Genomic DNA, 12899 nt, shown 5'->3' on the forward strand with positions numbered 1-12899 from the left:
GGCGCAAAAAACCAGGCCAAAGCCGGCTGATTTTCAAAATACTTGCCCACGCCTTTCAAAACTGCCAATGGCTGCGCAGTACGCAGCCATTGGCAGTTTCTCGATTATTTTACAATCAGCCAGCCTTCACTAGCCCTTGTTACACGCCACTCGTTAGTCAAAGAGTTCAATTGCGCTTTGCGGCACATAGGCAACGCCGCCGCTTACCACCGTCACACCGTCAAGCGTGACCGGCGAACCGTTGACATAGGCGATATTCTTGTTGACCGGCAAGCGGACTTCTTTGCCGCCTTTAACGGCGACAATGACCGGATTTTTTGCATCGGTTGCATCAAAAGCAACCTTAGCCCCCTTGGCTTCCAATGCTTGCCGCGCCCGGACAAACAGCCTTTGGGTCGTCTCAGCCAGACTGACCTGTATTGCCTTGGCCATATATTTGGCAATGTCGCTGTTTTCGACAGTGCCGGTAAGTTGAGTCAGGTTGGCGGGAGCATGAACATACAGCGTCACATCACCGCCGGTATGCCCGCCGGTCGTGAAGCCGATATTCGCGCGCTTGCCGATCATCGGACCGACGGCATAATTCATCGAACCGGGTTTGGCCTGTTTAATCGCCGCAATTTCAGCGGCGCTGAGATCGGTAATACCAAAGTACTCTGCCATTACCTCAACCACGTTGGAGCGGTCAGCGTTTAAAACTTTTTCGAGTCCCTCGCCGGTAAGCTTGGCTTTTTGCAGCGGAGCGATAAAACTGGCCAGCGGCAGCTTATCGTAATTGTTGGTGGTAGCGGCGTTGCCAATGGTAATGCCGCTGTTGCCGTGGTCGGTAGCGGCAATAACCAGTGTATTGCCGTCAGCTGCAGCGAAACGCAGCGCCGCTCCCACCGCGTCATCAAACGCCAGGACGTCGGATATAATGCCTACAGCATCGTTGGCATGAGCGGCCCAGTCAATTTTACTTCCTTCAACCATCAGGAAAAAACCGTCCGGATGCTGCGACAGCAAGTCGATGGCCTTTTGCGTCATCTCCGCCAGCGAAGGCTCGGCAGCAGGATCGCGATCCATGTCATAGGCCAGCGCGGTTTCGCTGAACATACCCCAGAGCTTGCCGCTGGAAACCTGTCTCATGTCTGCCGGGCGGGTAACGTATTGATACCTGCTTTTAATGACCGCGAGCAAATCTTCACGATCACCGCGGTTAGCCGCTTCAAAAAACTTTGAACCCGCGCCCAGCACTACATCTATATTCTGGTATACTTGCTGTTCCGAAAGCGCATCATAATTCTTCCGGCTGGGATCATGAGCCGAAAAATCGGCTGGCGTCGCGTGCATGATTTCACTGGTGGCAATCAATCCGGTAGCCTTACCGGCCAATTTCGCCGCCTCTAGAATCGAGGCCACCGGCCGTTTCCGATCCTCAGGCGCAAGCGCCGGCAATCCCGGCATCGTATTGGCGTCAGGCAATACGCCGACATAACCGGTGTGAGACTTATGACCCGTTGCCATAGCCGTGCCGGCAGGAGCGGAATCGGCGATCGCGGCATCGGCGGAATACGTCCTGACTAAACCGCTGGCCATAGCATCCAAATGCAGCGCCTTGCCGCCCCGATACCATCGGGCCAGCGTAACACCGTCTGTACTCATACCGTCTGGAATTAGGAGAATCACATTTTTGACCGGTTTATGTACAACGACATCCTCAATCCCGGACAAATATGCAATGCTCGGCGACGAAACAATGGCTGCTGCTGCCAGCGCGCAGAAAAACTGTCTGACTTTCATATTCAGACCCCTTTCAAATGTAATGTATTCTATAAACATTGTAGCATGCGAATGTTAACACGCTGGTAAAGTTACGGTTAAATTTATGTTAAAAAAGCAGCCAGACTAGATTGGTGATGTGAGCCGAAGTTGGCGTTTCCATCGACCTTAACCGGACTATTGTTTGGGTGCAAATTCGTTGGTATAAATGTCGGTAGGTTTGATTGCGCCCTTCTTCCACAGGCCAAGCTCTTCGGACATGGCAAACCAAAGTTCAATGTCCGACGCATTAATAGCAGGGGCTGGATGATACATTCGTCCGGATACGTCTTCCGGCTTTAAATTTACCCTCTTTGCAAATAATTCACTGGCTTCTTTTTGGTGAGAATTGATCCATACCCGGGCCCGGTAAAGCGCGCGGGCATAGCCTTTGACCACTTCCGGATTGTCCTTGATGAATTTTTCACTGAAGCCGCGTACGGACAAACCGGCCGCGGAGGATTGCAGGATATCGTAGCTCGTGCCAATCGACCGTACCCCTCCCTGCTTAAGTGCGATGCCGATATAAGGAGGGTGAGAGGTGGCAACATCAATCAAGCCCTGCTTCAATGCCTGTTCCTGCTGCCCTCCCTGAGGCAGAGTGACCCACTCCACATTGTCCGGCAGATTATGCTTTTTCAAATAAAGTTTTAGATAACCCTCATTGCAGACATTCGGGCCGGTAATGCCGACCTTCTTGCCGACAATATCGTCCAGCGACTTAATCGGACTGTCTTCTCTGACCAGATAATTGACATGGGGAATATCTTTGTGGTCCACCATTCCCGGCGCGATGGCTTTGAGCTTAGCCCCTCCTAAAATGGCCTGCGCCAGACCGGAAGGATGATTGCCGAAGGCGTCGTTAACCCCTTGCGCAACGCTCAAGAATTCCGATTGCCCCGGTTTAAGAATACCCGTATACTCAATCTCTATGCCTTCCTCTTTGAAAAAGCCCAAATCATCCGCGATGGGGACTTCATTGAAAATACTCTGTGTCGCGACTCTAACCTTAAACAGTTTTTTTTCTCCGGCAGATGTTTGCTTATTTTCATCCGCTTTGCCGCAACCGACGATTAATAACGGTGCCAGCAGCAGGAACAGAAATAAAAACAGTTTTTTTCTCATTGCCATTCATCTCCCATATTTTTGTCATTGTCCGGCCGGCACCTCTTCTTTCCAGCCGGTAAGTCTTCTTTCAAATGCTACCAGCGAATAGTTGACAATTAGTCCTAATATCGACATGGTAATTATTGCCGCGTACATTTGAGGAATGAGAAAATTCGCTTCCGCAAAAAACAGCAAATAACCCAGACCCGAGTTGGCGCCAAGCATCTCTGCCGCAATCAGAATAAGAATGGAAGTGGTTGCACTTAACCGCACGCCAGTTAAAATTGACGGCACGGACGCCGGCAGAATAATCTTTAGAAATAAGGCAGCGGATGAAATCCCCATGGATCTGGCGGCCTTGATCAATAACGGATCTACGTTTTTGACGCCGGAAATCGTGTTTAACAGCACTGCCCACTGAACTCCCCAAAAAATTATTGCAACCTTCGAAACTTCTCCAATGCCAAAAAGCAGCATAAAGACGGGAAATAAAGCAAGTGTGGAAGTTTGTCTGAATGTCTGCATGAGAGGATCGATAAACCGCTCAAATTCTTTAAACCAGCCGATAATTAAACCCAGAGGAATTGCCACGCATAATCCAAGGCCAAATCCCAATAAAGACCGCCGGATGCTGATGACCACATGCGTGAAAATTTCACCGGTAACCAGCAATTCCCAGAAGGCAACGGCTACTTTGGAGAAAGGAGGAAGAAATATGGTGTCAACCAGCCCTACTCTAGGAGCAATCTCCCAAATTAACAGGAATAACAATACCGACAATATCCGATAGACTGCGCAAAAAACATACTTAATCCAAGTAAGCACTATAAATATTCACCTCCTTTGCCTTGCAATACCATAAAAAAGGCTAAAAGCGCTTAACCGCTTTTAGCCTTTAGTCTTTTCTAACCAGCTTAGAATATTAATTATTTTATTATCTCTTAATTATACTTTGCATATTTTTTCCTGTCTAGGAATATTTTTCCCTATTTATCAGTTTTTAGATAAATTAAATACCGCAAATCTATTCTTTTCTTTAATTTGCGCATTTTATCATCTTCATAGGGCTCATCTCTTGGAAAACAGCGGCAACGGCTTCAATAAACTTCGCCGATCCATTGCAGCGCCTTTTTTAAGCGCAAGTGGAGGTTGTCCATGTGGTCGCCGTCGTCCCAGATCAGCGGTATGTCACGATCAACGAATTGCTGCTCCAATATAAGCCGGGCCCGTTGCACGCATTGAATGGAATGACGCAAAGGGGGAGGTTCACAGGCTCCTTCCAGGCGTCCGGAAAGTAAAAGAACGCGGCTGACGGTGCTGCACGGCGCATGGTTCTGCATGAAGTCAATAAGACTCGGATACCACAGGGAGCCGGATATGCTGACCGCACATCCGAAGCAGACCTGTTTGTATATCGCATATAATGAGATCAGCCCGCCGAGCGATACCCCCAGGATACAGGTATTTACAGGATCGGGCAAGGTTCGGTAAGCGCTATCGATATAAGGCTTGAGATCATTGGCCAGAAAATCCAGATATTGCTCCCCCCACCCGCCGAACGCAGGTACACCGTCCGTCAACGCCGGCGCAGGCCAGGGCGTATATTCATTCAGGCGATTCCGGGGAATAACGCCTACTATAATATGTTCGCGGCCGTTTTCCGCTATTGTGCCGGTCGCACTGTCAAACATATCTTCCAACACCGGGAGAAGCCGGTCGCCGTCCTGGGCATAGACGACAGGGTAACGCTTATCGCCGTGGAGGTATGACGCAGGCAGGCAGACAAAATAATCCCGGTCTTTAAATTTGTTTTTGTGGATTACAACATTCAAACAAAAAGCCCTCCTATTCTTTCATAAACTTAATCGTAGATTTCGGATAACAGCGCTCTGCTACTGCTGCCGCAGCGCCTCATTGACCCACAGGGATGCCAGATGGATCGCACCGCGAAAACCCACAAAAGGCGGTTCATAGGGATTCAAACGCAACTTTATATCCGGATTCGCAATTTGCAGCTCCTCGTTGCGCCCTGCCCAGGCCAAAACCTCGCCGCTGGCCATGAGCAGCCCCTTTTCTTGACCTTGAACCGCTTGCGTCCACTGTTCCTCGGTAAAATAAGGGATGTCCTCAGCCGCCATAGCGGGGCTGTCGCACCAGCACCGGCCCTGGGGCAGGGAAAGCTCGCCGCAGGCAAAGGAAAGGATGCCTCTTACCACGTCGGCATGTCCGCCGACGGATAAGCGTCTGTTCTCCGATTGATTCCTACCAGGCCTGAATAAGGGCCGCGCCGGCGAAATCAGCCGCTGGGCCTCGTCCCGCTGCCCGTTCACATAGCTGCGGTCAGGCATTATACCAGTGATTTGGGCCAGCTGCTCAATCCATTCGCACGTTCCCTGTATGCCGTAAGGCCGGGCTAACAAATACGGCGTGCCGAACCGCTGTTGCAGTTGCTCCGCGGCCGGCACTCCCTCCCGCCGGAACACCAGGTTGACATGCGCCCCGCCTAGCTGCTCGATTTGCTCTACTGACGTGTCCGAAGTCAGGACGCACAACGGCTTTAGCCGGAAGGTTCCCTCCAGGATACGGACGATCTCGCCTGCATCCGCCTGAAAGCGGAACAAATCCGCGCAGGAACCGATCAGATTAAAAGTTGGCAACGGCGTCTTGGGAACATTTTGGGGCAGCGTTTTGACAAGATGCAGCAGCGTTTCCTGTATCCCGCGGTGCTGGTTGATATCAAAACCGACATTACGAAAGGGAAGCAGGCGCATATCCGGGTAATCCGGCTGCAGCTCCTTGCAAAGGGCGGGAATATCCGTGCCAATGATCTCCGGCACAGCAGAAGGCAGGAGAAACAGGACACGCGGTTTGTCTCTACAGGCGATATCCGCAACAGCGCGGCTCAATCGCTCGGTACCGCCAAGGGCGATATCTGTTTCGTCAATATGGGTGGAATAGAGTTTGCAGGCGTCCACAACGCCTGCCCGGTTCAAAAACACACGGCCGTAATGCATATGTCCCATGCAGCCAAATTCCAATAAAGCGGCATTGCGGATGGAAGCCAGCGTCCACAACATTCCCATTCGACCGGAAGGAATCGGCTTGAATTTATGCAATCCCATGCCGCGCACCTCCTTCCTTGGACCGGGAAGGCTGCTCCAGCTTGTGCAGTATCTTCTTGAGCAGGCTGTTCGTCCTATCATAGCCGGACAGGCCGTATAGGTCGGACAGGTATGGCACGCAGGGAATCCGGCCTTTTACGCTGTTCAAATCCCCCAGGCATAAATCAGGAGCAAGGCTTTCCAACAGCGGCGCGTCCGCATCGCTGTTGACCATATGGCAGACCAAAGGGTCATACCCCAGCGCATTTAATGCGTCGGCCCAATATTTATCGTCCGGCCAGAATTCCTCCAGGTGCAGCAGCACCGGCTCCATGCCCATAGCCGTCAGAAAGGCGGCCAGCGGCATTGTCCTGACCGGGCCGATATCAGTGCAGATAAAACGGCAGCCATTCAGCCGTTTTCTCGCCTGTTCCTGCAGGGACAGGGCTTCCAGCTGTTCACGGTTGAATTCATTTCCCCATTGAAGCCCCAGCTTCTTAGCAATCGCCGCATAGAGTGCTGCAATCTCTGCCGCATCATAGACAGTGTGCAGGCGAAATGCAGGAATGCCGAAGGACTGCTCCATGGCTGTGGCCAATGGGTCCGCGAACGGCGTAAGCACCAAATTCAATGCCGCATCAGGAGCCGCTAAAAAATCCTCCAGCGAAGCCCCCGGCGCAAGGCAGCGCAGGGAAAAGCCCTGTTGCTGCAATACGCGCAGAATAGACGGCAGGGGGATATGTTTTTCATCCGGTGAACGGCCCATCACATTGATGACATACGGCTGCACCGTCCTTGGCTCCATCAGAACGCCGATTGCCTGCAGCGTTTTCCATGAGCCGGAGGGGAAGCTGTTGCACTTGAAATGCCCCATCATTACTGAGATTAAGCGCATCGAAAGCTTAGGCTGCGCCTCCCGGACAAGGCCCTCAATATCCTCGCCAATCAGATCAGGCACACAGGTGGCAAGCAGCAGAACGGCTTTTGCCCCGGACCGGTCCATCTTTTGCAGCGCGTCCATCAGCCCCTTGCGGCAGCCAAACACAACCTCGCTGGCGTCAAGCACATACGTCCAGTGTTGTTCCCCCTGCCTGTCCTGAGCATTGCGCAAGACAATCCGGCTGTAAGTGGCGCATTCCGGCGTTCCGACCACCAACGACGATAATCCTTTGATATTCCCGGCCAGCGCCAATGCCGGATGCAGGGGGCAATGGCTGCCCGGAAAGGCGGAGGGCGTCAGGAATTTTACCCCCACATTTGATTTAACGGCGGAGAGGCGCTTTAAATGGCTTAAATCGGGCATAAATATTCACCTCCGTTCAGGTCCTCCGTCCAAAGCCGCGCCAATTGCCGGTAATGCCCAGCCATTGGACTGTCGGGAAAGGCCTCCACCACGGTTTTCCCCAATGCCTCGGCCTGCTGGATAAGAGGGTCACGGGGCAGGCGGTCAAGCACAGGCGCACCCATTTCCCCGGCGGCTTTGTCTACCAATTCCTGCTCGTTAGCAAAATTCTTGGCGTTGAGGATGAACCCCCGCAAGGTCGCGTAGCCGCGTTTCCCGAAGCTTTTAACCGCCTGGGCAATATTGGCGGCGGCATAGAGCGACATCATTTCGCCGGAGGTTACAATGCACACCTCGTCCGCATAGCCGCCCCGGATGGGCATGGCAAAGCCGCCACAGACCACGTCCCCCAACACGTCGTAAAGCACCACATCAGGCTTGAATATTTCATAGGCGTTAAGTTCCGCCAGCTTTTCGAAGGCAGTGATGATGCCCCGCCCCGCACAGCCCGTCCCGGGAACCGGGCCGCCCGCTTCCACGCATAAAACGCCGCAGGCTCCCTTCACCACAAGATCGGAAAGCTCTGCGTCGCCTTTTTCCCGCAGGGTGTCAAGCACCGTGGAAATGGGTACGCCCCCCGTCAGGTTGCGGGTGGAATCCGCTTTGGGATCACAGCCGATTTGCATAACAGTCAGACCCATAGAGGCGATCGCCGCCGCTACGTTGGACACTGTGGTGGATTTTCCAATACCGCCCTTGCCGTAAATGGCTATTTTTTTCATTCCAGCACCTGCTTTCATTTGTTTTCCTGCCCTTTGATCAGATCGTAGGAAATGCAGGCGGGACGTCCGGTTCGGGGTTCGGCGACGACGTTAGCGTCGATATGAAAAGTTTTACGGAGCACCTCGGCCGTCACGACCTCATCCGGCGTGCCGTGGCGGATGATATTCCCGCTTTGGATGGCAACCATATAATCCGCGAAACGCGCCGCCAGGTTCAGGTCGTGCAGCACCATGACAATCGTGCAGTTCTGCTTCCGGTTGAGCCGGTATAAAAGTTCCAGCACCTCCAGTTGATAGGATAGGTCCAGATAGGTCGTCGGTTCATCCAACAGAATGAGATCGGTTTGCTGCGCCAGCGCCATGGCAATCCATACCCGCTGTTTTTGTCCGCCCGAGAGATTATCCACCGCCGTGGTTTCAAGTTCTATAAGCTTCGTGACCTCCAGCGCCCAGGCGATGATTTTCCTGTCCTCCGGTTTGAGCTGGCCGAATCCCCGCTGGTGCGGGAAACGGCCATAGGCCACCAGCTCGCCCACGGTCAACCCCGCCGGCGCCTGCGGCGACTGGGGCAGAATCGCCATCTTCTGCGCTATTTCTCGGGTGGAAAGGCTGCGGATATCCGCTCCATTTAAGTACACCATGCCGTTTTTCGGTTTCAAAATACGCCCCACTGCTTTGAGCACCGTGGATTTCCCGCAGCCGTTAGGCCCAATGATGGCGGTAATCTTTCCCCGCGGAATCTGGAGCTCCAGCTCATCAACGACGAGATTGTCATCATAGGCGACAGTCAGATCTTCAGTTGCAATGCTGTTCATATTCTACCCCTGCCTTTATTTACTGTTTGCTCCTGGTGAGCAGGTACAAAAAGTACGGTGCACCCACGATCGCAGCCATAATGCCGGTGGGAATTTCGAATGGCTGGACGATCACCCGCGCAATCGTATCCGCAGCCGACACCAGTACCGCTCCGGCCAGGGCGCAGGCGGGAAACAAAACCCTGTGGGCCGGCCCCACCAGCCGCCGCGCCAGATGGGGCGCAATCAGCCCCACGAAGCTGATGCTGCCGCTGACCGCCACACAGGAGGCCGCCAGGGCCACAGCGGCGGCAAGCAGGCGCCGCCGCTCCTGTTCCACCGCAGCACCTAAGCCGCAGGCGATATCATCCCCCAGACTCAGTACGTCCAGCACGCGGGCCTTAGACAGCACATAGGGAATCAGCAGCAACAGCCAGGGCAACAGCGCCAGGACAAACTTCCAGTTGGAGCCCCAAATGCTGCCTGCCTGCCAGGCTGCCACAAAATCAAACTGCGTATCGTCCAGCTTGACCACCAGCACCGTGGTCAAGGCGGAAATGCCGGCCTGCACTGCCACACCGGTTAAAATTAAGCGAATCGGCGCAATGCCGGTCTGCCGCTTGTAAGCCAGAGTATAAATCAGAATTGCCGTAATCCCCGCGCCTATAAGTGCCAGGAATGGCAGGGTAAAAACCGACAGGATGGACTGGGAACGGAAAAACAGCAAGAATAAAATGACCGTCAGCCCCGCGCCGGCATTGATGCCTAAAAGACCGGGATCCGCCAGAGCGTTGCGGGACACGCCCTGGATAATGCAGCCGGACAACGCAAGCCCCGCGCCCACTAAAATGGCAATCACAATGCGGGGCAGCCGGAAGCCGAACAGGATCAGGTTCTCCATGTCGCTGCCGCCGCCGAACAGCGTGCGCAGCGTATCCAGGGGCGAGAGCTTTGCGTGGCCGGTGTTCATGCTGACGATGAACGACAATATAAGCAATATCGAAAAAGCGAGTACAATACCGGTATGCCTGATGGCAATTTTTCGTTTATAAGCTTGGGTTTTCTCCTGCTGCGCGTTCATTACAGCGCCCTCCTTTCCTTGCGGGCCAGGTACAGAAAGAAGGGAACGCCGATCAGGGCGATGAGCGCGCCGATGGGCGTTTCAAAGGGCGGGTTGAGCGTCCTTGCACCCAAATCGGCCAATACCACCAACAGACTTCCTGTCACTGCCGAGGACGGGATAATGAGGCTGTAATCCATGCCGACAAGGAACCGGGCCAGATGCGGTACGATCAGCCCCACAAACCCCACCGCGCCGACCACCGCCACGGAAACGCCGGCCAGCATCAGCACGACGGCGGCGCAGAGAAGCTTGACAAGCATCGTATTCAGTCCCAATCCAGTCGCCACATCTTCGCCCAGGCTCATGATCGAAATAGAACGGGAAAGGACGATTGAGCCCAGGAGCGCGCCGGCAATCAGCGGGGTCATAATCCTGATTTGCTCCCAGTTGGAGCCGGCCACGCCGCCCGCCGTCCAGAACATGATGTTTTGCGCCACATCGAAGTACAGGGCGACGCCCTGGCTGAGCGCAGCCAGCAGCGCGCTGACCGCTGCACCCGCGAGCACCAGCCGCATAGGGGTCGCCCCGCCGCGCCGCAGGGACGCGATGCCATACGTAAGCCCCGCGCCAATAGCCGCTCCTATAAAAGAAAACAGGATGACCTGCAGGTAGGCCAGTCCGGGGAAAAACGCGAAGCAGAGGGCGAGGGCAAACCCCGCCCCGGCGTTTAGGCCCATCAAACCGGAATCGGCCATAGGATTGCGGGTCACCCCCTGCATAACGGCTCCGGCCACTGCCAAGGACGCGCCCACCAGGGCGCTGGCCAGCACCCGGGGCAGGCGCAGATCCACCACGATCAGGTGCTGCGTATCTGCCGCGTTAAAGTGAAACAAGGCGTTCCATACCGAGGACAGCGGGATTGAAGCCGCTCCCCTGGTAATGGAAAAGGCCATGACTACCGTCAGCAGCCCGGTGCCGCCGGCGATGACCAGCCATGCCGCCCAGGGGCGGCTTTGCTTTTTTATTTGCTTAATTTGGACCGGCTTTGCCGGAGCATTTGATTGATCCATTGATGATGTTCTCCTCCATGTTACGCGTTGAACCGTTGGCCGATGATTGCCGGGACAGCAAAAAGCAGGGCGCAGGCTTTTGCTGGAAGATGCGCCCTGCTTTTTGCTTGTATTTTGTTGTATTTTACTTGTATAAGGGAGAACCTTACTTGGTCATGCTCTTGACGATGGTTTCAATCCCCAGCTTGATACTTAGGGGGCCGGCTGCCCGCACCGCCGCGTCAAGCTGATAGACATGCCCGTTTTTTACGGCGGTTAACGACTGCCATACGGAGGAAACCTGCGTTTCTCCCGACAGATAGCGTTGCTTGTAACCGTCCGCCTCTGACCCTAATGCGCCGAACAGGAAGATATAATCCGGGTTCATCGCCGCTATACCTTCCAAAGAAACCACTTCCCCTTTCCCGGGATAACCGTCCGGAGGCCTAAGCCCCAGGCCGTTTTCTTTGTCAAACCACACCGGATTTTCGGCAGAGCCTGTTATGACAAAGCTGCCTTTATTGCCGCTGCTCTCAAATACCAACGCCACAGTTTTATCGCTATACCCGGCAAGTTTGCTCCTGGATTCAGCAATCAGCGCTTCAATATCCGCAATGTAGGCCGCCGCTTTTTTTTCTTCACCGAGGCACTCGGCAAAATCCTTTAACTGTTCCTTCCAATCGGGGCTGTTGAACGTCACCACCGGGGCGATCTGAGAAGCTCTCTCGTATAACTTCATATCCAGATTCTCCGGCTCGGCGGTATATAAGATAAGGTCGGGCTTCAACTCCACGAGTTTTTCCAGATTTAGCGCCTTGACTTCCCCCAGTTCCTCAATTTGAACACTGACAGCGTAAGGCTGCAGGGTTCCAAACCCGTTTAACGACCGTTCGGCATAAGTAGACGCAATGGGTGGAATGCCCAAGGCCAACATACTTTCCATAAAACCAAAATCAAGAATTGCCACCCGTTCGGGATTTTTCTCCAGGGTTAGCTGTTGGCCTAAAGCATCTTTAATGGTTCGCGGCCAGGGCGCCGCTGCCGCACCGGTTTCAACGTTAGCTTCCGTCGTGGTTGCTGCGCCACTGCCCGCGGGTGTCCCCGCGCATCCGGCCAGTACGCCCGTCAAGAGAGAAAGAGAGACAAGCAGCCCTATAAGCTTTTTCATTGTAATTTGCAATTCCTCCGTTATTTTTTATGGGCTTGACATATTACCGGATTGCTTATAGCATAAAAATATATCTATGGCGCAACCATAGAAGATTACTCTCCTGCGCCGCGAAGTGAACCGCGGCCACTGCCGCTGTTGCTAGAAGTTTTTGGATCTTCCCTTTCAGTTAATGACTATTATTATCACTAATTTGTTTTTATCAGTATAACAAACTGCCAAGCACAGGCAAATAGAGATTTTCCCAAATCCTTGATTTTTTTGCAATTTTATCGAATATAGCGGTAAATGAAATTGAAAATAAATGAAATATTGATAAAATAATAATGATAAGGATTATTATTTTATTTGTATAAACCAACTAACCTTCGAACGGAGTTTTTACCCCAGCAGAAGGTTAGTTGGCCTTATCCAGAGATTTAGCGCTCTTATCTCCCGCTGCTTCAAAAAGGAAGTTTCAGAACGCCTTGGCATGGAAGCCTTTAATATACAAGAGCGGTCTTACAGACTGGTTGTCGCCTAGGAGGGTACAAAAATGAAGGTGGATATCAACGATCTATCCGGCTATTTTGCCAAAATACACTTTAGCGTAGTTGATATAAGACGAGCGGTTATCGAACCTGGAAAAAAACGTTACGGCACAAGTACTTCGCCATTTCCAGGTATGATTTTTCCGCTGCGCGGCCGGTCAAGAATGTTTTTTGACGGCGTGCCCTATGACATGGAGCCTGGCAAAGTATTCCACGGCGGGCC

At 53.2% G+C, this 12899-nt stretch carries 11 protein-coding genes and 1 pseudogene; 1 reads left to right on the forward strand and 11 read right to left on the reverse strand.

Annotation, left to right across the window (positions count from 1 at the left end; all coding sequences use genetic code 11):
• Nucleotides 1-153: 153 nt before the first annotated feature.
• The 11 genes from BLR06_RS05005 to BLR06_RS05055 form a co-directional block, all read right to left on the reverse strand.
• The gene (locus tag BLR06_RS05005; RefSeq protein WP_092069099.1) at nt 154-1782 is read right to left on the reverse strand and encodes an alkaline phosphatase; all 1629 of its coding nucleotides are present in this window, start codon (nt 1780-1782) and stop codon (nt 154-156) included.
• A gap of 156 nt (nt 1783-1938) precedes the next feature.
• Nucleotides 1939-2925, reverse strand: a complete 987-nt coding sequence (locus BLR06_RS05010) for an ABC transporter substrate-binding protein (RefSeq protein WP_092069103.1) — start codon at nt 2923-2925, stop codon at nt 1939-1941.
• 24 nt (nt 2926-2949) lie between these two features.
• Nucleotides 2950-3732, reverse strand: a complete 783-nt coding sequence (locus BLR06_RS05015; RefSeq protein ID WP_245698023.1) for an ABC transporter permease — start codon at nt 3730-3732, stop codon at nt 2950-2952.
• Nucleotides 3733-4004: 272 nt separating this feature from the next.
• A complete protein-coding gene (locus tag BLR06_RS05020) occupies nt 4005-4739 on the reverse strand; it encodes an alpha/beta hydrolase (RefSeq protein ID WP_092069109.1) in 735 nt (244 codons plus the stop codon).
• A 60-nt stretch (nt 4740-4799) separates the two neighbouring features.
• The gene (locus BLR06_RS05025; RefSeq protein WP_092069112.1) at nt 4800-6029 is read right to left on the reverse strand and encodes a nitrogenase component 1; all 1230 of its coding nucleotides are present in this window, start codon (nt 6027-6029) and stop codon (nt 4800-4802) included.
• Nucleotides 6016-7311, reverse strand: a complete 1296-nt coding sequence (locus BLR06_RS05030; protein WP_092069115.1) for a nitrogenase component 1 — start codon at nt 7309-7311, stop codon at nt 6016-6018. Before BLR06_RS05030 ends, BLR06_RS05025 begins: the two co-directional genes overlap by 14 nt.
• Nucleotides 7299-8072, reverse strand: a complete 774-nt coding sequence (locus BLR06_RS05035) for a nucleotide-binding protein (protein WP_092069909.1) — start codon at nt 8070-8072, stop codon at nt 7299-7301. Before BLR06_RS05035 ends, BLR06_RS05030 begins: the two co-directional genes overlap by 13 nt.
• Before the next feature lie 14 nt (nt 8073-8086).
• On the reverse strand, nt 8087-8887 hold the full coding sequence (locus BLR06_RS05040; RefSeq protein ID WP_092069118.1) for an ABC transporter ATP-binding protein: 801 nt from the start codon (nt 8885-8887) through the stop codon (nt 8087-8089).
• 19 nt (nt 8888-8906) lie between these two features.
• The gene (locus BLR06_RS05045; RefSeq protein WP_092069121.1) at nt 8907-9947 is read right to left on the reverse strand and encodes a FecCD family ABC transporter permease; all 1041 of its coding nucleotides are present in this window, start codon (nt 9945-9947) and stop codon (nt 8907-8909) included.
• Nucleotides 9947-10999: a FecCD family ABC transporter permease gene (locus BLR06_RS05050; RefSeq protein WP_092069124.1), complete on the reverse strand. Its 1053-nt coding sequence runs from the start codon at nt 10997-10999 to the stop codon at nt 9947-9949. The genes BLR06_RS05045 and BLR06_RS05050 overlap by 1 nt, the downstream gene beginning before the upstream one ends.
• A 145-nt stretch (nt 11000-11144) precedes the next feature.
• The gene (locus tag BLR06_RS05055) at nt 11145-12146 is read right to left on the reverse strand and encodes an ABC transporter substrate-binding protein (protein ID WP_092069127.1); all 1002 of its coding nucleotides are present in this window, start codon (nt 12144-12146) and stop codon (nt 11145-11147) included.
• Nucleotides 12147-12681: 535 nt separating this feature from the next.
• Here BLR06_RS05055 and BLR06_RS05060 point away from each other — a divergent pair.
• Nucleotides 12682-12899: pseudogene (locus BLR06_RS05060) on the forward strand (AraC family transcriptional regulator); the annotation flags it as partial.

The sequence above is a fragment of the Dendrosporobacter quercicolus genome, from assembly GCF_900104455.1.
Taxonomy (GTDB): Bacteria; Bacillota; Negativicutes; order DSM-1736; family Dendrosporobacteraceae; genus Dendrosporobacter; species Dendrosporobacter quercicolus.